This is a genomic window from Zobellia russellii, assembly GCF_044597075.1.
Classification (GTDB): domain Bacteria; phylum Bacteroidota; class Bacteroidia; order Flavobacteriales; family Flavobacteriaceae; genus Zobellia; species Zobellia russellii.
Window position 1 is genome coordinate 4,425,982 of sequence record NZ_CP139000.1, and the last position, 20,447, is coordinate 4,446,428.

The window sequence follows — 20,447 nt, forward strand, 5'->3', positions numbered from 1 at the left end:
CCAATAATGATTATCGGGAGTTCTTGGCTCTATTTGTGCTTAATATGAGTAAAACAATATTTACTACAAGCAATACGAAAATAATACCAAAAAAAGTAAGCATATTCTATTGTTTGGTTAAGTGGGGAAAACCTAGTTTCTAACTAGACGCACAATAAGTAAAAGGGTTGCGTTAAAAACTTAAAAACAAATGTACGAAAATTACGACAAAAATAGAATTTCTTGTATGTGGGAAAGAAAAAAGCCCCGTTACCATTGGTAACAGGGCTTTTGTATAAAAAAAGTTTTTGCGTCTTTCTTAGTCAACTACTTTCACATTTACCGCGTTCAGTCCTTTTTTACCTTGTTGTAGCTCAAATTCTACAACGTCACCTTCACGAATTTCATCGATTAAACCAGAAATGTGTACAAAGTGATCTTCGCTTGAACCATCTTCAGTGATAAATCCGTAACCTTTGGAATCATTGAAGAATTTTACTGTTCCTTTACTCATAATACAAAAAAATTAAATTAAATTATGCCGCAAAGATAACTATAAAAAATTAATTCAATGATTTTTACCAAGTTATCTTTACTTTAACTGAGGGTTAGGGTTAAACTTTCTGTTTTTGCCAAAACCTACCTAATAGCTTTTCTTTGAGTTTCTTACATCCTATCATTAAGTATCCAGTAAAGTTTTTTAGTTTGAACCTAGTAAGTTAAGCTACTTTTTAATGTAAGAATTTTAGAAATAAGAAAGCCATCTATTTTAATTAAAAAGTAGATGGCTTTGTAAAAATATTAAAAGACCTTTTTATGCAGTTGGGTCCGGTGTCATACGCAAATATGGTTTTACTTCATTAACGCCCTTACTAAAAATTGTTTTGGCATCTTCTGTAGAAATTGCCGGGCTAACAACAACGTCCTCACCATTTTTCCAGTTAGCAGGTGTTGCTACCTTATGGTTTGCAGTAAGTTGTAATGAGTCAATAACCCGTAACAATTCATAAAAATTACGACCCGTAGAAGCAGGGTAGGTCAACATAAGTTTAACCGTTCTGTCCGGAGCAATAATAAATACGGAACGTACAGTTAGGGTACTATCCGCTTTTGGGTGAATCATGTCATATAAATCGGAAACCTTTCGGTCTTCATCTGCTATAATCGGAAATTCTACATTGGTATTCTGAACTTCATTAATGTCTTTGATCCATTCTACATGAGATGCGGCACCATCTACACTCAATGCAATCATTTTAACATTACGTTTATCAAATTCACCTTTAAATTGTGCAGCAGTACCTAATTCCGTAGTACAAACCGGTGTAAAGTCTGCAGGGTGGGAAAATAGAATTCCCCAGCTATCACCTAGGTAATCGTATAGGTTAATTTCGCCTATGGAACTGTCTGCCGTAAAGTTAGGGGCTTTATCGCCCAATCGTATTGTTGCCATTATAATATGTTTTTAGGGTTGAAATTTAATCCTATAAATTTAGTAGATTAATGAAGCACAACCTTAATTTTATGGTTAAAAATGTATTAAAGTTTCTTACTTTTAAGGCATGGAAAAGAACGAGTTGGAACAGTTAAAATACCCAATAGGAAAATTTGAGGCGCCTGCGCAAATAACCCATGAACACATAAAGGAATGGATTCATGTTTTGGAGATGATTCCTCAAGAATTGGAGAATTTGGTCAAGAATTTAACCGAAGAACAGTTAGAGACACCATACCGTCCTGAGGGGTGGACGGTAAGACAAACGGTGCATCATATTGCAGACAGTCACCACAACAGCTATATTCGTTTTAAATGGGCACTAACAGAGGATAATCCCGTCATAAAAGCTTACGATGAAAAAGCTTGGGCCGAACTTTTTGATACTAGAACGGCACCTATTCAGCTATCACTTGATCATTTAAAGGCGGTGCACGGTAAACTGGTTCACTTGTTAAAGGGACTCTCAAATGTACAACTCCAAAGAACATTTACCCATCCCAGCGGAAATGTTCAAGTACCTCTAGACCTTAATATTGGTCATTATGCATGGCATGGAAGACATCATTTTGCCCAAATTTTTAATTTAATAGAGAGAAAGGGCTGGTAGCCAGTAATCCAAAAGTTGGGGACTATTTTTTCCATTTTATATTACAGCCAATACTTGGTTTTTGGAGTGCATTTACCGGCGTATTATTTATTAAGGCATCAAGGGCATTTTTTAGGTCATTCCCGGTTACGGGTATTCCATTTCCAGGTCTGGAATCATCAAACTGCCCACGGTATACCAACTTTAAATCGGCATCAAATACATAAAAATCAGGAGTACAGGCGGCATCGTAAGCTTGAGCTACAGCTTGTGTTTCATCATACAAATAAGGAAAAGTATACCCTTCTTCTTGAGCTGTTTTTTTCATGAGATGTGGTGCATCCTGTGGGTAGTTTATAACATCGTTACTTGAGATGGCAATGAAACCTATTCCTTTGGTCTGATAGATTTTGGCCATTTTAGCCAGTTCAGGGTTTACATGTTTTACAAAAGGGCAATGGTTGCATATAAAAGCAATAACCGTTCCTTTGCTACCTTTTAGTTCGGTTAGGCCGGCTTGGGAATTGGTTATGGTGTTCAATAAGTTAAAATCCGGTGCTATAGTGCCAAGCGGGAGCATGTTACTGGGTGTATTTGCCATTTTTATTATGTTTAAAGCTTAAAGTTATAAAAAGAATTTTGAGTGTCTTTGCCAAACCGTAATCTATTTTTACCTTCATCTTCTAGAAGTGGGTTAATTTTTTTATAACATGGAGAAAACGATAAATTGGGAAGATTTTGCAAAAATAGATATGCGTGTGGGAACGGTTGTAAGAGCAGAAGATTTCCCGGAAGCCAGAAATCCGGCATATCAATTACATATAGATTTTGGTGAGGAAATTGGAGTAAAAAAGACATCTGCCCAGGTCACTACACTTTACACCAAAGAACAACTTTTAGGTTCACAGGTAGTTGCAGTGGTTAACTTTCCTAAAAAACAAATTGCAAATTTTATGAGCGAATGTCTTATATTGGGTGCTGTCAACGGCAAAGATGTAGAGCTTTTAGAACCAAAAGCAGTTGTTGCCAACGGATTGAAAATATCATAACTGATTGACCGAAAATCTTCTAGATAACGTACCACTTAATTTTGATGCCCAAGCACAATGGGTACTGAATATTTCCCTTGCTTTGGTAATGTTTGGCATTGCACTAGAAATTTCTGTTTCCGATTTTAAGGGCCTTTTCCAAAATCCCAAGCCCATTTTTGCGGGACTGATCAGTCAATTTATTTTACTTCCTCTATTAACCTTTGTCTTGGTCTGGTTAATTGAGCCTATACCCAGTATTGCTTTGGGTATGATTATGGTGGCGGCTTGCCCTGGTGGTAATATTTCTAATTTCATATCGCATTTGGCTGGAGGAAACACGGCATTGTCCATTAGTCTTACCGCTGCGGCAACCTTGTTGGCCGTTATATTTACGCCTTTAAATCTTCAGTTTTGGGGAAGTCTGTATGAACCAACCCATTTAATCCTAAAGGAGGTAGCTCTGTCTCCTTGGCAAATGATTCAACTGGTTTCATTGCTGTTGGGACTGCCATTGGTTTTAGGTATATGGGTAAACCACCTAAGACCTAAATTAGCAAGGACTTTGGGTAAAGTTCTTAAAGTGGTTTCATTGGTGTTTTTTATACTATTGGTATTTTTGGCACTGTATAACAATAGGGCCGTATTTTATGATTATGTAATGTATGTTTTCTGGATTGTAGTTTTGCATAATATATTGGCCTTTGTAACGGGATTTTCGTTCGCGAAAGTTATGGGACTATCCAAAAGAAATATACGCTCAATAACTATAGAAACGGGTATTCAAAATTCTGGACTGGGCTTACTTTTAATTTTTTCCTTTTTTGACGGCCTGGGCGGAATGGCCTTGTTGGCCGCATTTTGGGGAATTTGGCACTTGATTTCAGGTCTTGTGCTTGCTGCAGTTTGGAGCTATAAACCAATTAAAACAGAAACACTGACTTGAAAAATATAGGCTATCAACTATTGAAAACCTGGATTAAGACCGGATTGTATCTCTACTACGGTAAAATACGGGTCTCAGGACTGGAAAATGTGCCAAAAAATAAACCAGTACTCTTTTTGCCAAACCACCAAAGCGCATTGTTAGATGTACTCCTAATTGCGGTAGATTGCAATAGGAAACCTTTCTTTCTAACGCGATCAGATGTGTTTACAAAACCTACGCTAAAGAAATTTTTTGCCTATTTGCGAATGATTCCCATTTATAGGATTAGGGATGGGAGGGAAGCCTTAAAGAACAATCAAGCGGTTTTTGATCAATGTGCGGAAATTTTTGGGAACGGGCATGCTATTGTAATGTTTCCCGAAGCCAATCATAATATTAAGCGCCGTGTACGCCCCTTAAGTAAAGGTTTTACACGTATTCTTTTTAATGCCGTAGAGAGATTGCCGGATACGGAAATACATATTGTACCCGTAGGACTCAATTATAAGAGCAATTCGGGCTTTCCGGATCAAGTGGCCATATACTTTGATAAAAGTATTTTGGTGAATACTATGTATGATGCTGATGACGTGCAAGGTTCTGTAAATAATGTAAAAGGGCTGGTATCCGATAGGTTGAAGCAACTTACAACACATATTGAAGATGAAAAGGCGTATGAAAACATTTCTGGACAACTGAATGCTTTGGATGTAGATTTTTTGAATCCTTTTGAGACCAATAAAGTTATAGGAACCTTAGATAGCTCTATATCTGCGGAGCCTGTAAAAAAGAAAAAAGGAATTCTAGGAATCTTAGCTAATGCTCTTTTTACAATTCTAAATTTCCCTATACTTTTTATATGGCGAAAATGGGCCAAGCCTAAAGTTTGGGAACCTGAATTTATGGGAACGTTACGTTTTGGATTTGCGCTATTGGCCTATCCGGTATACTATGCACTTTTGTTTACCGTAATTGCTTTACTGTGTAGTGGTCTTGTAGGACTAATGGTAATATTGTTCCTATTTATTTACAACTGGGCGTATGTTCGTAACAACTGATTTTTGATGACGGAACAAGACTTTATAAAATAAAAAACGACCCTTTAAGGGTCGTTTTTATATTAATTTTATGAGCTTTAGATGTCGTCAAAACTAACATCTGTAAAGCTTCCTGTTTCGGTAGATTTCAACTCTCCGTTAGTTGGGATTTCTTCTTCTTTCTTGAAATCTTTTTGGTGACGCTCAGAGATAACTTCAGAACCTTTTTCCTCAATAATAAAGTTCATCATTTCCTCTACGTTTTCCCTAAAAGCCTCAAAATCTTCTTTGTAGAGGTAAATTTTATGTTTTTTGTAATGAAAAGAGCCGTCATCATGTGTAAATTTTTTGCTCTCGGTAATAGTCAAATAATAATCGCCTGCCTTTGTACTTCGTACATCAAAGAAATAGGTTCGTCTTCCTGCCCGTAATACTTTGGAATGAATTTCCTCCTGGTCCATTGAATCTTTTTCGTTCATCGCGTTTAGTGTCTAGTTAATAGTTGTTAATCTTTCAAAAATGTAAAAAAAAAGCCAATACGACAACAATTTTTTAGTTTTCTTTCTCTGACAGTTGCGTGTAGTACAACTCTTTGTAATACCCTTCAACACCGTTTAAATCAGTGTGGTTGCCTTCTTGAAGAAGTTCTCCGTTGGAGAGAACCAGTACCTTGTCTGCATTTTTAGCCGATGATACCCTGTGGCTAACGATGAGTGTGGTGCGGTTTTTGGAGGCGTTTTTAAGATTGTTGAGGATTTCTTCTTCGGTTTCGGTATCTACCGCAGATAGGCAATCATCAAATAAATAAACCTCTGGTTTTTTAAGTAGGGCCCTTGCAATGGAAACCCGCTGTTTTTGTCCTCCACTTAAGGTAATTCCCCTTTCTCCCAAAACAGTTTCATATCCTTTTTGAAAACCACTTATGTTTTGGTGTACTACAGCATTTTTGGCTGCTTCCATAACTTCTTCTTCAGTAGCATTTTCCTTACCGAACTTTATGTTGTTCTTGATGGAATCCGAGAACAAGAAAGCATCTTGAGGAACGGCACCTATAGATTTTCGGAGACTATCAATGTTCAATTGCTTTATAGGGGTGTCATCAATTAAGATTTCTCCGGAAGTTACATCGTACAATCTGGCAATAAGGTCTAGGATTGTAGATTTACCGGAGCCGGTTTTGCCTAGAATAGCTACAGTTTCCCCTTCATTAATAGTAAAGGAAATGTTCTTAAGGGCGGTTATTTCTGTATCCTCATAGGTAAATGTTACATTTTTGAACTCTATTTTTCCCTTGATCGGTGTTTCTTCAAGAACGGTGTTCGTAATATCCGGTGTTTCGTTCAAGAATTCGTTTATACGTTTTTGAGAAGCTTCGGCACGCTGTACAATGGAGGTTAACCAACCAATTATAGCTACCGGCCACGTTAGCATATTCACATAAAGAACAAATTCGGCAATGACACCGGCGGAAGCTATTTCGCCATTTATATATTGTTTTCCGCCTATATAAATAACGAATATATTGCTAATACCTATCAATAAGATCATTAGGGGAAAGAACCATGCATTTACTTTGGCCAAGTTCATGCTTTTGTCTTTTCCTTCAATTGCCAAGGCACTTAGGTCGTTATTTGTTTGCGGTTCCAAAGCGTATGCCTTTATTACGGAAACACCGGAAAATATTTCTTGGGTGAAGGTTGATAAATTGGAGAGGTATTGCTGAACAATGGTACTGCGTTCATGAATAACTTTACTTATGTAATAGATAAGTACGGATAAAATAGGTAATGGAATTAGTGTATATGCGGCCAATGTGGGGGCCGTCATAAACATAATAGGAATAATGCAGGCAAACAGTGTAATAGTATTTATACCATACATTAATGCCGGACCCGTGTACATCCGAACCTGATTTACGTCTTCGCTAATGCGGTTCATTAAATCACCGGTCCTATTTTTTTTATAAAAATTGAGGCTTAAAAACTGGTAGTGATCAAATATTTCATTCTTAAGGTCGTATTCAATATATCTAGATACGTTAATTATGGTCTGGCGCATCAAGAAGGTGAAAAATCCGGAAAGCAGTGCGGCACCAACAATTATAAGAATATACTCTAACAGTAGTGTTTTTGCTGCCGATTCACCAACCTGTCCATCCATAAAGTTTTCAATGACTTGGATAGACTCTTTTACGTATCTGGGCATTACCAATTGTAGCACACGAGCAACAATGGTTATGACTACCCCGATCAATAATTTAGACCAATATTTTTTAAAGTATTTGTTTAGGTGTGCAAGTTCCTTCATGAAAGGTTTAGGCTAGAGCTATTTTTAATGGATCAAAGATAAGGGTTTGGTGATAAACCATATGTTATAAATACCATAAGATGTTAGGAGACTTAATTAGTCTTAAATTCGATTCAACGATTTCCGAAAGTTAAATTTACGGTAACATTTTATATTTTATTAAGCCTCAAAAGGCTTAAAAACAAGGCTTTGGCGTGTTGGTGGGTGGGGATTGGAAAAAGTAGCCGTTGTTTCATCGTTTTGTATAGTAGTCTTTTGGGCTTTATTCTTATTTTTGCCACGTGAAAGTCAAACCAATACTATTCCAAAAAAGTTCTTTAAAATGCTAACACGAAGACATATACGGGTAAAAGTAATGCAATGTATTTATGCAATTACCCAATCTAAAGACGAATCTTTAGAGAAACAAGAAAAATTTCTGCGGTTTAGCATAGACAATATGTATACGCTCTACCTCTTAATGCTGAGCTTGATCATAGAAATTCAGCAACGAGGATCGGACCAATTACGGATTTCCTCTAAAAAATATTTGGCTAACGCATCGGATGATTTTCCGGATAAGGCAAAATTTGTAAACAACAAACTATTGCTTCAGTTGGTGCACAATGAGCCTTTAAAAGCTGAGCTTAAGAAGCGAAAGTTGGATAATTGGTATTTGAACGAAGAATATGTGAAAATTATCTACAACAACATTGTTGCAAGTGATGCTTACCAAAAATATATGTCCACGGAAGGCAGCACATATTCGGCGGACAAAGAGTTTATAATTACGTTGTTCAAAGAGGTCATTGCTCCAGACGAAAAAATCTACGATTATTTTGAAGATAATAACCTTACTTGGGTAGATGATATTCCTATCGTAAATACCTATATCTTAAAAATGTTCAAGAAGGTAAAGAACGATCAATCTACATCTTTCTTTCTGCCTCGTTTATTAAAGGATAAAGAAGATATGGAGTTTGCCCAAAAACTTCTTAGGAAAACATTGTTAAAAGATGGGGAGCTTACCAAAGAAATAGAGGGTAAAACACCTAATTGGGACAAGGATCGGATTGCCGATATGGATGCAATTCTTTTAAAGATGGCCATTTGCGAACTATTGAACTTTCCGTCAATTCCCGAAAAAGTTACCATTAATGAGTTTTTGGAAATAGCCAAGGAGTATTCTACTCCAAAGAGTAGCATTTTCATTAACGGTATTTTGGATAACCTTGTAAAAGAATACAAAAAGGAAGGAAAGCTTAACAAAATAGGTAGGGGGCTGATTTAAAATAATTGATTAATTTTACCTCAAATTAAAGTTAGAGATATGAGAAAAACATTTTTTGCCCTGAGTTTATGTTCGCTTATTGCGTTCGCTTCCTGTAAAGAAAATGCATCGAGCAAAGTAAAAACGGATAACGTTGTAGAAGCTGCACAACGTGATGAGGCTGGTAAGCAAATTCCGGTAATGGAATTTGAAAAAGCGGAACATGACTTTGGTACTATTGAGCAAGGTACGCCCCAAGAAACTGTTTTTACTTTTAAAAACACGGGCAACGCACCTTTGATAATTACAAACGCAACTAGTTCTTGTGGTTGTACGGTTCCTAATCCTCCAAAAGACCCTATCGCACCAGGAGAAACAGGTGAGTTGGTAGTTAAGTTTAACGGATCAGGACAGAACCAAGTAACTAAAACCATTACTGTAAACGCAAATACCGAGAAAGGTACAGAGCAATTACGTATTAAAGCGTTTGTAAATCCTAAAGGAGCTGCTCCTGTAGGACCAACAAAATAATAATTGATCAGATAATAAAATTATGGGTGATATAGGACAGTTTCTTCCAATGATCTTGATTTTTGTGGTTGCGTATTTCTTTATGATACGCCCACAAATGAAACGTCAAAAGGATGAAAAGAAATTCGCAGCTGAATTAAAAAGAGGCGATAGGGTAATTACTAAAAGTGGTTTACACGGTAAAATCATGGATTTGAATGACAATGACTTTTCTTGCATTCTTGAAACTATGGCCGGTAAATTAAAATTTGACCGTTCTGCTATTTCTATGGAAATGAGCAAAAAACTGAACGCACCCGAAAAGAAATAAGCGTACACTTTAATGTATGTTAAGAAACACCGCTATTAGTAGCGGTGTTTTTTTTGGTCTTGTGCTAAGGTAAATTAGTATATTCATGTTCTGAACAAACAAACCGGAATGATGTACCATAATAGACGAAACTTTATCAAAAAAAGTACTTTGGCCTTAGCAGGCTCTAGTGCCGCATTTTTATTTCCAATGGAGCTTTTGGCTGCTTTAAGAAAAAAGGTAGGGCCCAATGACCAAATCAATGTTGGGCTTATTGGTTGTAAGGGTATGGGGTTTAGTGACCTAACCTCTATGCTGAAGATTAGCGAAATTAATGTGATTGCACTTTGCGATGTAGACCAAGCCGTTCTAAAGGCTAGAACTGCTGACCTTGAAAAAGCGGAAATTAAGAAGCCGCTATGGTATCGTGACTATCGGAAGCTTTTAGAAAACAAAGATATTGATGTGGTCATTATTGGTACTCCCGATCATTGGCATTGTCTTCAGTTAACAGATGCCCTTAAGGCAGGTAAGGATGTGTATTGTGAAAAACCAATAGCAAATTCAATACAGGAATCCAATATCATGCTTAATTATGTAGGTGCGAGTGATCGCATGGTGCAGATTGGCCAATGGCAACGTAGTCAGCCGCACTTTGTGGATGCCATTAATTTTGTGCATTCGGGTAAATTAGGAAATATACGTCTGGCAAAAGCATGGGCTTATCAAGGTTGGATGAAACCTGTTCCCGTTGTTTCGGATTCTGCTGTTCCAGAAGGTGTAGATTATAAAATGTGGCTAGGTCCCGCTCCGGAACATGCTTTTAATGCAAACCGATTCCATTTTAATTTTAGGTGGTTTTGGGATTATGCCGGCGGATTAATGACGGATTGGGGAGTACATTTGTTGGATTATGCCTTGTACGGAATGAAAGCGGGAACTCCAAAATCGGTTATGGCATTAGGGGGTAAGTTCGCTTACCCGGAAGATGCTTCCGAAACACCGGATACGTTACAGACCGTTTTTGAATATGATGGTTTTTCAATTCTTTGGGAACATGCCACTGGCATTGATGGCGGTAATTATGGGCGTAACCACGGCATAGCCTTTATAGGTAATAACGGTACACTGGTCGTGGATCGGAACGGGTGGGAAGTAATACCTGAGGAAGAGTTTGCCGGATGGGGTAAAAAAGGAACCCCTAAAATGGAAGCTGTTTCGTATGATAAAGGAAATGCAAGCGGATTGGACCTACACACCAAGAATTTTATTGAAGCGGTAAAAACCAGGGATAATTCTAAACTAAATGCACCCATTAAAGTCGGGTATGATGCCGCTTTGGTTTCTCACATGGGCAATGTGGCCTTTAAAACGGGCAACCGTATCTATTGGGACGGTACTTCCGGAAAATTTAAAGAAGAAGAGGCGAATAAACTTATTACCGCCAATTATCAAAACGGCTGGAAATTACCAATGTTGTAGAGAAAAATGCTCCCAAACCTAAATAGATGTTAGGTTTGGGAGCATTATTTATCGGTATAAATCGTTAAGGCCTTTGCCTTCGATTATCATAGGTAAAATCTTTTCCATTCTACTTGCTTTCGTTTGTTCCCGCTTGGCGTTTGCAATGTATTCCGCATATTCTTTCTGTTTATATGGCGATAGTTTTTTAAAACATCCCTTTACTTTGGGCTGAGCTTTGAATACATTTTCCAGTTCAGGAGGAACGGTTACGCGGGTAATTTTGCTTTTAGGACTTCTGGCGAGTTCAATACCTTTCTTTTGGTTTTCAATAGCTTCGTTAATATATGCCGAAACTTTAATGGAGTCAATATCTTTTTCTGAGAAAAATTTCCAGTGGCGCATGGCTTGGGTCTTTCCTTCTTGGGCATTTTCAAGAATGTTTCCGGGGTCGCTTAAAAAGACACCTTTAAAGAACCAAATACCAAAATGATTCTTGAATTTACAAATAGCCAATACATTCTTCTGGTTGATAGTATAGGTTGGAAAATTCCACTTATAGGTCTCAACAACATCGGTTTTTATAACCAGATCTCGCAGTTGGCCAATGGCTTTTTTAAAGTGATGTTCTTCGGCAAAATAGGCCTCAATTTTTTCGGATGTATCCATGTGCTTATGGACTTTTAAGATTCTCTCTTAAAGGTAAGCATTTGTCTTTACACCGCTCTTTTGGCTACAAGCTCACATATTTTAATTATGACTTCAGTAGCTTTTATCATACTTTCCACGGGAACGTATTCGTATTTACCATGAAAATTATGTCCTCCGGCAAAGATATTAGGACATGGTAGCCCCATATAGCTTAATTGCGAACCATCTGTTCCGCCACGTATGGGTTTTATGATCGGGGTAACACGCATGGCTTCCATAGCTTCTTTTGCCAGTTCCACAATATGAAAAACAGGTTCTACCTTTTCGCGCATGTTAAAATACTGGTCTTTAATTTCCAAGCTAATACAATTGCCGTGAATGTGGTTCAGTTTTTCGGTGATATCACGAAGCAGTTGCTTCCTGTTTTCAAAGTGCGTTTTATCATGGTCCCTTACAATCAATTCAAATTCGGCATGTTCTATTTCGCCCTTTATATGGTGTACATGAAAGAACCCCTCTCTACCCGAGGTATTCTGGGGTGTTTCTTCCGGGGGCAGGATTTCTAAAAATTCGCTGGCAATGCTTATGGCATTTACCATTTTGTTCTTGGCATATCCCGGGTGAACACTTTTTCCTTTGATGGTTACTTTGGCGCTAGCTGCATTAAAATTTTCATATTCCAACTCACCAACTTGGCTTCCGTCCATAGTGTAGGCCCAATCTGCGCCAAATTTTTCAACATCAAAATGATGTGCCCCTCTACCTATTTCCTCGTCAGGAGTAAAACCTATTCTAATCTTACCGTGTTTTATTTCGGGATGATTAATAAGATATTCCATCGCGGTGATTATTTCCGTAATTCCGGCCTTGTCATCTGCGCCAAGTAGGGTAGTGCCATCTGTAGTAATCAACGTCTGGCCCTTATATTGTAGTAAATCTTCAAAATAATCAGGAGAAAGAACAATGTTTTCCATATGGTTTAGAACAATGTCCTTTCCATCGTAATTCTCAATAATTTGAGGGTTCACATTGGCTCCCGAATAGTCCGGAGATGTGTCAAAATGAGAAATAAAACCAATAGTGGGTACCTCTATATTAAGGTTGCTGGGCAAGGTAGCTGTAATGTAGGCCTTATTGTCAATAGAGACTTCCTCCATTCCAATTTCCAATAACTCCTCAACGAGCAAATCTGCTAAATACCATTGTTTTTCGGTGCTTGGGGTGGTGCTGGAACTGGGGTCGCTTTGGGTATCTATTTTTACATACTTTAGAAAGCGATCAATGATATTTTGCATTGGTATATTTTTAAACCAAAAGTACAAAATTGGGGGTACTAGAAACAATAGAAACTTTTTTTAAGATTATGTTTTTAGTGTTTTTCTTACGTTAAAAATAAAAAATACTTAACTTTTCAATGAATTAACTCAAATAACTAATTATGAAAAAGCAGTATTTAATGTGCTATGTGCTCTTTATGAGTGTCATAGGAATTGCTAGTGCCCAGATAACGGGTACGGTGTTAGACGAAGATGGTGAACCTCTGCCCGGAGCTTCGGTAGTTGTGAAGGGTACAACTACAGGATCTACTACGGATTTTGATGGTTTATTTTCTATTGATGCAGAAGTGGGGGACAAGCTGGTCATTTCCTACATTGGTTATGAAACCAAAGAAGTAACCGCTGCGGCCGGTGGCATGAGTGTGCAATTATCTTCAGGAGTAGCGTTGTCCGAAGTTGTGATTATTGGTTCCCGTAATCCTAACAGGACGGCTACAGAGAGTATGGTTCCGGTAGATGTAATCAGTATGAAGGAACTGAATAGCGTTGCGCCTCAGGTAAACCTGAACCAAATTTTAAATTATGTAGCTCCCTCGTTTACTTCAAATACCCAGACCATTTCAGATGGTACGGATCACATTGACCCAGCTTCTTTAAGAGGTTTAGGGCCTGATCAGGTTTTGGTATTGATCAATGGTAAAAGAAGGCACACTTCTTCCCTTATAAATGTTAACGGTACTTTTGGACGGGGTAGTGTTGGTACGGATTTAAATGCTATACCAGCGGCAGCAATTCAACGTATAGAAGTTTTAAGAGACGGTGCAGCTGCCCAGTATGGCTCTGATGCCATAGCAGGTGTTATTAATATAGTCTTGAACAAGAGTGTAAACGAATTAAATACAACAGTTACAACAGGAGCTAATTTCTCTAAAAATGCCAACGATCAAACGGGTGGTGTTGATGGTGCAACAACTAACGTTTCTGCAAGTTATGGGGTTCCATTGGGGCAAAATGGAGGCTTTTTAAATCTTTCCGGTGATTTTGATGTTCGTCAGGATTACAGTAGAATGAGAGAGTGGGAAGGTGATGTTTTTAATCAATACAACGTGGTTGAAAGGTTTGCGAGGAACGATGGTTATGATTTGACTAATTTATTGGATGATGATGTCGCGGATGTAATTCAATATGCAAATCAAGCAGGGATAAATTTGAACGGTGCATCTACAAAAGCGGAACTTCAGCCCATTTTATCTGCGGATGCAACGGACGCGGAACTTGCTGCAAGGGGACAGGAAAGAAGTGACTATAACATGAGAGTGGGTCAGTCTGCATTACGTGGTGGTCGAATTTTCGCCAACTTTTCTATGCCTTTAGATGATAATGGAACGGAAGTGTATTCTTTTGCGGGTATTAGTTCTAGAACTGGTAATTCTGCAGGTTTTTACAGATTACCCAACCAAAGCAGGACATTTACACCTGCATATAATAACGGATTTTTACCTGAAATTAATTCCACGATAAAAGACAGGTCTTTATCTGTAGGGATTAAAGGAAAAATTAATGAGTGGGATGTTGATTTAAGCAATACCTATGGAAAAAACTCTTTTCTATATACTATAGGAAATACTTTTAATGCTTCCATGCAAAATGCCTCGCCAACAATTTTTGATGCAGGTGGATTCTCATTTGCTCAGAATACGGCCAATTTGGACGTTTCCCGTTTTTTTGAAGATGCATTATCTGGTTTAAATGTTGCCTTTGGAGGGGAATATAGAGTTGAGAATTATGATATTGAAGCAGGAGAAGAAGCTTCTTATTCTCAATATACGGCAGATGGTCAACGTATCACTTTAGCATCGCAACAGCCATCACAAGATTTCTTTGGAAATGGAAGACCAGGAGGTTCTCAAGTATTCCCTGGTTTTAGTCCTAATAATGAATTATCTAGAGGTAGGAGTAGTGTTGCAGGTTATATAGATATAGAGGCAGATTTCTCTGAAAAATTCTTGGCCAGTTTTGCCACGCGTTTTGAGAATTATAGCGATTTTGGTTCTACTATCAATTTCAAATTAGCAACACGTTACAAAATCAATGACAACTTAAATATTAGGGCAGCAGCTAATACAGGTTTTAGAGCGCCCTCTTTACATCAGATAAACTTTAATTCTACGTCTACAATTTTTGACCAGAACGGAGATCCGCAGGAAGTGGGAACTTTTGCAAATGACAGTAGAGCAGCAAAGCTTTTGGGAATTCCTGAGTTAAAGGAAGAAACTTCAAGTAGTGTTAGTGTTGGATTCACAGCGAAAATTCCAGATGCAAACCTTACATTGACCGTAGATGGTTACTATGTAGAAATTAATGACCGAGTAGTGTATACTGGACAGTTTAGCGGTCCAGGTACAGGAACTGAATTGGACAATTTGCTCCGCCAGGCCAATGCTACCGCAGCCTCCTTCTTTGCGAACGCTATTAATACGGAGTCTCGCGGGTTGGATGTAGTGCTTACTCATCAAGCTAATTTAAGAGATAATTGGAGGTTAAAATCAGATTTAGCCGGTACTTTTTCTAAAACCAATCAAATAGGTGATATTAACGCATCGCAGGTTTTAGAGGATGCTGGTTTAGTTGACACGTATTTTCCAGAGGATAGCAGGGTGTATTTGGAAGAGGCCGTGCCACGTACAAAAATCAACCTATCTAATAGTTTAACTTCCGATAAGTGGATAATGTTCTTAAGAAACGTATACTTTGGAGAAGTAACGGAAGCCACTACGGTTGTGGAAAATCAGCAGGTTTTTGGCACCAAGTTGGTGACCGATCTTTCCATTGGTTACAAAGCCACGGATGCTTTAACACTTACGGTAGGAGCCAATAATTTATTTGATATCTATCCGGATAGAGCGGAAGAGCAGTTTAATAACCGTAGTTCAGGTCGTTTTGATTGGTCCCGTAGAGCCCAACAATTCGGTATTGGAGGTCGCTTCTTATTTGCTAGGGTAAACTTTACATTAAAGTAAAACTTTAAAGAGAAAAATTAGTTTAGAAAGGCTGCCCCAGTGGGGCAGCTTTTTTTATGTAAACGAATCATACACAGGAGAAATATAATTTTTTGGTTAAATAGTTGTTTATATAAACGAAGTTGAATTTTAATCAAGATTATATGTATCGTAAAATATATGGTTTTATAGCATTCATGATGTTTTTTTCTGTGGGATATGCACAAAGTTGTACATTGTATATAGGTGGAAAAAACAGTGAAACCATTAAAACGATTTTTCAACTGAACGAGGAGCAGATAGTTCTCATGGAGGCGCTTCAGGGAGAATTGGCAGTGACTACAAAAAGTGTTGAGGAGCAAATTGAAAAGCTGCTCGCGCAACATCCGCAAAGTACGCAGGAAGATCTTATAAAACTGGCCGAAAAATATAAAGGGCTGCAACAGCAATTGGTACAGGCAGCTTATGATAGTGATAAAAAACTGCTATCTGCTTTCAACACTAAACAATATGAGCGTTATCTTCAGCTCTGTAACGAAGCTATAAGGCTTCCTATAAAAGTGGTGCCAAAGAGTTACGAAATACCTGTAGAGGAAGAGTAAAGAGTTACCGGTTAGGCCGTGATGGCCTATTTCAATTCAGTACTTAGGATTTTAAAATTGTAATAAGTTGTGTCTATACTAGGCTAAGTTTGTATTTTTGCGCAAACACTACACAGCTTCATGTATAAGACCTTTCTTCAGCCGTTACTTTTCTCGCTAGATGCAGAAAAAGCCCATCACGTTACCTTTTCATTAGTTCGTTTTCTTTGTAAGATCGGTTTTTCCGGTTTGTTTAGGGTTATTTATAAGATTGAGGACCCGCGCTTGGAAAAGGAAGTTTTTGGGATTAGGTTTAAAAACCCAGTGGGACTTGCCGCTGGTTTTGATAAAGACGCCAAACTTTACAATGAACTGTCCAACTTTGGTTTTGGTTTTGTTGAAATAGGTACATTAACTCCAAAACCACAGGAAGGAAACCCTAAAACAAGATTATTCAGGTTAAAGCCGGACCAAGCCATAGTAAACCGAATGGGGTTCAATAATATGGGGGTCGTAGATGCTGTAGAACGATTAAAAAAAGAACATAAAGTTCTTATTGGGGGCAACATAGGTAAGAATAAAATAACTCCCAATGAGGATGCCGTTTCAGATTACCTTATCTGTTTTAATGCGCTTTTTGACCATATAGATTATTTTGTGGTCAATGTAAGTTCTCCCAATACGCCAGGCTTGCGTGAGCTTCAGGATAAAGAACCTTTAACGGCTCTTTTACTGGAACTAAAAAAAGAAAACTCAAAATTAGCTTCGCAAAAGCAGCAAAAAGAAAAACCTATTCTTTTAAAAATAGCACCAGACCTAACGGACGACCAATTGCTGGATATTATTGCTATTGTGGCCGATACAAAGATTGATGGTGTTATAGCTACTAATACGACTATAGAAAGGAAAAATTTAAAATCTGAAGAATCGCTCACGAAGGAAATGGGCGGACTAAGCGGAAAACCACTAACGCAAAGAAGTACAGAGGTAATCCGTTTCTTGGCGGAAAAAAGCAATAAAGCTTTCCCTATAATTGGTGTAGGCGGAATTCACTCCGAAAAAGATGCTTTGGAAAAATTGGAAGCCGGTGCAGATTTGGTTCAGCTGTACACGGGTTTTATATACGAAGGCCCAGCATTGATAAAGCGCATTAATAAGGCTATACTAAAGCAGTCCTAAAAACCTAAGGATATAGTTTTAGTTAGATTGTCCTCGGTTTTACTTTGTCCAATAATCAACCACTAAAACACCATCTAGGTATGGGCCTAGAGCATCTGCAAAAGCTTTGTGATCTGGGTGTGGTAAATAAGTGGCACGGTCTTCTTCGCTCTTAAAAGTTAAGAAAAAACAATGGGTAAAACCGTCGTTCAGACCTTCGGGGCTATTGTTCAATCCCCATTCGTAGCCTACAATTTGTGGAATTTTTGAGGGTAATGCGGTAAAGGCGTCCTCCACTTTTTTAATATCTTCCTTAGAAGTTTCGGGTTTAAATTTAAACAATACTACGTGGCGTAATAAACTATCTTTTTGCATAACGGTTTCGGCTGCGGGTTTTACTTCGTTCCTGATTTCAAACGCCACTAAAAGCAACGCTACTAGAACTAAACTTAGGGTAAAGGTAATCTGACTTTGTTTCATGGCTTTAGTTTTAAGATGCAATAACGGTTACGGTCCAGCATAAGGGGAATTGCGACCAACTAAAAAAAATACAATCCAAGCACATTTTTTTGAACTCCAGATTTCACACAAGATATAAAAAAGAGTAGTTACTTTAGCGTAAATAACAAGGTTTCCAGTCTAAAACTGGGATGGCTAAGATTTGTATTAAATTTAAGCAGGAATTAGATTACCATGAATTACGAAACTCTTTATGCGTTTATGTTGGCTACGGCAGCCTTGTCCGTTTCGCCGGGGCCCGATAATATTTATGTGTTGATGCAGAGTTTGGTAAACGGCAAAAAGTATGGATTGGCAACTACGGCCGGGCTTATTTCCGGTTGTTTGATTCATACAAGTTTGTTAGCCTTTGGAGTATCTGTTCTAATAAAAGAAAGTGAAACGCTGTTTTTTGGTATAAAATTACTGGGGGCCATATACCTATTTTACTTGGCCTATAAAGTATTTAAAAGCAGCAGTACCTTGGAGCTGACGGAAGGTTCCGTACCTAAAAAAGGACTTTGGCAATTGTTTAAGCAAGGGTTTATAATGAATGTGTTAAACCCTAAGGTTACTATTTTCTTTTTGGCGTTCTTTCCTGGTTTTCTCTTTAGTGAAGAAATAAGTACTACGGTACAGTTTTATGTGCTGGGTCTTATTTTTATGTTCATATCTTCTATCGTTTTTAGTTTAATAGCGGTGCTTTCCGGTAGTATATCATCTTATTTTACAGAAAATTCTAAAGTGGGCCTGTATCTAAAATGGCTTCAAATCATTGTGTTCATTGGTATTGCCGTCTATATTTTAGTATCGGATAATTAATGCTAATTTTGAGTAGGTTTAAGGGTTGGCATGGCCGGTCCATTAGAAAGGAATACGCATGATGGAAAAGGTGAAAGTTATTGAATGTCCCAGAGATGCCATGCAAGGCATCAAACCTTTTATTCCAACCAAGGAAAAGGTAAGGTACATTCAGGCTTTATTGGGTTGTGGTTTTGATACCATAGATTTTGGAAGTTTTGTTTCTCCCAAGGCTATTCCGCAGATGGTGGATACTGCCGAAGTGCTTTCACAACTTGACCTGTCAAAAACAACAAGTAAACTTTTGAGCATCGTAGCCAATGTTAGAGGGGCTGAAGATGCTTCTCGCCATCCTGAAATTCAGTATCTGGGATATCCTTTTTCTATTTCCGAAAATTTTCAGATGCGTAATACACATAAAACCATAGACCAATCCGTAGGAATACTTCAAGAAATACTGAATATTGCGGATGCTTCGGGCAAGGAAGTGGTAACCTATATTTCTATGGGTTTTGGAAACCCGTACGGTGACCCCTGGGATGTGGATATTGTAGGTGAATGGACAGAGAAATTGAGTGCAATGGGAGCTAAAATTTTATCTCTATCGGATACGGTAGGGTCTTCAACACCAGAAGTTATTCAATATCTCTTCTCGCAATTAATACCAAGGTACCCAGAAATAGAGTTTGGAGCGCATTTGCATACAACACCTACCAAATGGCACGAAAAGGTAGATGCTGCATACAAATCCGGTTGCCGTAGGTTTGACGGGGCCGTTCAAGGTTTCGGGGGTTGTCCTATGGCAAAGGACGAGTTGACCGGTAATATGCCTACGGAAAAAATGCTCTCTTATTTTACTGCGGAAAAGGCAGATTCAGGAGTTAATTGGATGGTGTTCGAGGCTGCCTATAACAAAGCTACCGAACTGTTTACTGCCTATCATTAATTCTATTGTCCACCACACATTTTGTCCAGATAGTTATTCAAGTTTAATTGAAACAAGGTACCATCTACCAAATCATGTACGGCATCCAATTCTTTTTTGTTCATGGCAAGGGTTATTTGCGGAGCCGGAGTGTCTAAGAGTAAAGACCTGCAGGTTTCGTGTTGGCCACACTCGCTGCACATGGCATTACTGTTCTTTGTGCATTCAATATTCTTTTTAAACTGTTCCAGTTCGTTTTGGGACAATAACAACCCGGTATCCCTAAAAACAATCTGTATTTTTCTAATATCTTTTGTTGAGTTTCTTTTCCACTGGAAAGCTACGCCAAAAGGGTTGTGGTAAATAGGGTTAATGTCTTCCATAATATGTGCTAATTCATTTGGGGTTAAACAATTTTATAATAAAGTATTCAAGACTTTAGTGCCTTAAGTCTCATTTCAAAAGTAGTATTTTTATTTAGATTAATTATAAATAGTAATAAAATATATTTTGATATAGCTAAAGCACGCACTATAACTAGGCAGAGCAAATACTAAATTCAATATTATTTAGATTTAATAAGAATAATGTTGCGAGGCACATTTTCATGTATTAAATTTGGCGCTCTATTTAAATCAAGTCTAAATAAATTTCGCACACAAAA

The 20,447-nt window shown here is 37.9% G+C and carries 22 protein-coding genes; 13 read left to right on the top strand and 9 right to left on the bottom strand.

All coding sequences use genetic code 11. The features are described from left to right. Nucleotides 1–298 precede the first annotated feature (298 nt). Nucleotides 299–493 (bottom strand): cold-shock protein, encoded by a 195-nt coding sequence (locus SJY45_RS18225; protein ID WP_013994176.1) that lies wholly within the window; start codon nucleotides 491–493, stop codon nucleotides 299–301. Nucleotides 494–793: 300 nt separating this feature from the next. Continuing rightward, a complete protein-coding gene (locus SJY45_RS18230) occupies nucleotides 794–1,432 on the bottom strand; it encodes a peroxiredoxin (RefSeq protein WP_215441468.1) in 639 nt (212 codons plus the stop codon). A 109-nt stretch (nucleotides 1,433–1,541) separates the two neighbouring features. Here SJY45_RS18230 and SJY45_RS18235 point away from each other — a divergent pair, with 109 nt between their 5' ends. Beyond that, the gene (locus SJY45_RS18235; RefSeq protein ID WP_215441470.1) at nucleotides 1,542–2,084 is read left to right on the top strand and encodes a YfiT family bacillithiol transferase; all 543 of its coding nucleotides are present in this window, start codon (nucleotides 1,542–1,544) and stop codon (nucleotides 2,082–2,084) included. Between the two features lie 22 nt (nucleotides 2,085–2,106). Here the strand turns inward: SJY45_RS18235 and SJY45_RS18240 are convergent, their stop codons facing one another. Beyond that, nucleotides 2,107–2,664: a thioredoxin family protein gene (locus SJY45_RS18240; protein ID WP_215441472.1), complete on the bottom strand. Its 558-nt coding sequence runs from the start codon at nucleotides 2,662–2,664 to the stop codon at nucleotides 2,107–2,109. A 109-nt stretch (nucleotides 2,665–2,773) separates the two neighbouring features. Here SJY45_RS18240 and SJY45_RS18245 point away from each other — a divergent pair, with 109 nt between their 5' ends. The 3 genes from SJY45_RS18245 to SJY45_RS18255 are packed head-to-tail and all read left to right on the top strand — an operon-like array spanning nucleotide 2,774 to nucleotide 5,077. Then, nucleotides 2,774–3,112, top strand: coding sequence for a tRNA-binding protein (locus SJY45_RS18245; RefSeq protein ID WP_215441474.1), 339 nt, complete (start codon nucleotides 2,774–2,776; stop codon nucleotides 3,110–3,112). Nucleotides 3,113–3,116: 4 nt separating this feature from the next. Then, nucleotides 3,117–4,037, top strand: a complete 921-nt coding sequence (locus SJY45_RS18250) for a bile acid:sodium symporter family protein (protein WP_400072574.1) — start codon at nucleotides 3,117–3,119, stop codon at nucleotides 4,035–4,037. Then, a complete protein-coding gene (locus tag SJY45_RS18255; protein WP_400072576.1) occupies nucleotides 4,034–5,077 on the top strand; it encodes a lysophospholipid acyltransferase family protein in 1,044 nt (347 codons plus the stop codon). The genes SJY45_RS18250 and SJY45_RS18255 overlap by 4 nt, the downstream gene beginning before the upstream one ends. 77 nt (nucleotides 5,078–5,154) lie before the next feature. Here the strand turns inward: SJY45_RS18255 and SJY45_RS18260 are convergent, their stop codons facing one another. Both SJY45_RS18260 and SJY45_RS18265 read right to left on the bottom strand, forming a co-directional pair. Continuing rightward, nucleotides 5,155–5,535: a PUR family DNA/RNA-binding protein gene (locus SJY45_RS18260; RefSeq protein ID WP_215441480.1), complete on the bottom strand. Its 381-nt coding sequence runs from the start codon at nucleotides 5,533–5,535 to the stop codon at nucleotides 5,155–5,157. A 73-nt stretch (nucleotides 5,536–5,608) separates the two neighbouring features. Beyond that, nucleotides 5,609–7,363, bottom strand: coding sequence for an ABC transporter ATP-binding protein (locus tag SJY45_RS18265; RefSeq protein WP_215441482.1), 1,755 nt, complete (start codon nucleotides 7,361–7,363; stop codon nucleotides 5,609–5,611). 322 nt (nucleotides 7,364–7,685) lie between these two features. On the opposite strand from SJY45_RS18265, the gene nusB reads away from it, so the two are divergent. The 4 genes from nusB to SJY45_RS18285 all read left to right on the top strand — a co-directional run bounded on the left by nusB (nucleotide 7,686) and on the right by SJY45_RS18285 (nucleotide 10,914). Next, a complete protein-coding gene (gene nusB / locus SJY45_RS18270; protein WP_215441484.1) occupies nucleotides 7,686–8,633 on the top strand; it encodes a transcription antitermination factor NusB in 948 nt (315 codons plus the stop codon). Nucleotides 8,634–8,672: 39 nt separating this feature from the next. Next, nucleotides 8,673–9,143: a DUF1573 domain-containing protein gene (locus SJY45_RS18275; RefSeq protein ID WP_215441486.1), complete on the top strand. Its 471-nt coding sequence runs from the start codon at nucleotides 8,673–8,675 to the stop codon at nucleotides 9,141–9,143. Nucleotides 9,144–9,165: 22 nt separating this feature from the next. Beyond that, nucleotides 9,166–9,453, top strand: a complete 288-nt coding sequence (gene yajC, locus SJY45_RS18280) for a preprotein translocase subunit YajC (RefSeq protein ID WP_215441488.1) — start codon at nucleotides 9,166–9,168, stop codon at nucleotides 9,451–9,453. Between the two features lie 111 nt (nucleotides 9,454–9,564). Then, nucleotides 9,565–10,914 (top strand): Gfo/Idh/MocA family protein, encoded by a 1,350-nt coding sequence (locus tag SJY45_RS18285; RefSeq protein WP_400074372.1) that lies wholly within the window; start codon nucleotides 9,565–9,567, stop codon nucleotides 10,912–10,914. Between the two features lie 48 nt (nucleotides 10,915–10,962). Here the strand turns inward: SJY45_RS18285 and SJY45_RS18290 are convergent, their stop codons facing one another. Continuing rightward, nucleotides 10,963–11,562, bottom strand: a complete 600-nt coding sequence (locus SJY45_RS18290) for a YdeI family protein (RefSeq protein ID WP_400072579.1) — start codon at nucleotides 11,560–11,562, stop codon at nucleotides 10,963–10,965. 47 nt (nucleotides 11,563–11,609) lie between these two features. Further along, nucleotides 11,610–12,839: a peptidase T gene (pepT, locus tag SJY45_RS18295; RefSeq protein ID WP_400072581.1), complete on the bottom strand. Its 1,230-nt coding sequence runs from the start codon at nucleotides 12,837–12,839 to the stop codon at nucleotides 11,610–11,612. Nucleotides 12,840–12,982: 143 nt separating this feature from the next. Between pepT and SJY45_RS18300 the strand changes: the two genes are divergently transcribed. From SJY45_RS18300 to SJY45_RS18310, 3 genes are all read left to right on the top strand, one after another. Next, nucleotides 12,983–15,841: a TonB-dependent receptor domain-containing protein gene (locus SJY45_RS18300; protein WP_400072583.1), complete on the top strand. Its 2,859-nt coding sequence runs from the start codon at nucleotides 12,983–12,985 to the stop codon at nucleotides 15,839–15,841. Nucleotides 15,842–15,984: 143 nt separating this feature from the next. After that, entirely contained in the window at nucleotides 15,985–16,422 is a 438-nt protein-coding gene (locus SJY45_RS18305) for a hypothetical protein (protein ID WP_400072585.1), read from the top strand. A gap of 120 nt (nucleotides 16,423–16,542) precedes the next feature. Next, a complete protein-coding gene (locus tag SJY45_RS18310; protein WP_400072587.1) occupies nucleotides 16,543–17,580 on the top strand; it encodes a quinone-dependent dihydroorotate dehydrogenase in 1,038 nt (345 codons plus the stop codon). A 39-nt stretch (nucleotides 17,581–17,619) separates the two neighbouring features. Here SJY45_RS18310 and SJY45_RS18315 read toward each other — a convergent pair whose 3' ends face one another. Continuing rightward, nucleotides 17,620–18,039: a Dabb family protein gene (locus SJY45_RS18315; RefSeq protein WP_400072589.1), complete on the bottom strand. Its 420-nt coding sequence runs from the start codon at nucleotides 18,037–18,039 to the stop codon at nucleotides 17,620–17,622. Nucleotides 18,040–18,252: 213 nt separating this feature from the next. Here SJY45_RS18315 and SJY45_RS18320 point away from each other — a divergent pair, with 213 nt between their 5' ends. Both SJY45_RS18320 and SJY45_RS18325 read left to right on the top strand, forming a co-directional pair. Next, a complete protein-coding gene (locus SJY45_RS18320; protein WP_215441502.1) occupies nucleotides 18,253–18,879 on the top strand; it encodes a LysE family translocator in 627 nt (208 codons plus the stop codon). A 58-nt stretch (nucleotides 18,880–18,937) separates the two neighbouring features. Then, nucleotides 18,938–19,804: a hydroxymethylglutaryl-CoA lyase gene (locus tag SJY45_RS18325; RefSeq protein ID WP_215912647.1), complete on the top strand. Its 867-nt coding sequence runs from the start codon at nucleotides 18,938–18,940 to the stop codon at nucleotides 19,802–19,804. Nucleotides 19,805–19,806: 2 nt separating this feature from the next. Here the strand turns inward: SJY45_RS18325 and SJY45_RS18330 are convergent, their stop codons facing one another. Then, a complete protein-coding gene (locus SJY45_RS18330) occupies nucleotides 19,807–20,166 on the bottom strand; it encodes a hypothetical protein (protein ID WP_215441506.1) in 360 nt (119 codons plus the stop codon). Nucleotides 20,167–20,447 lie beyond the last annotated feature (281 nt).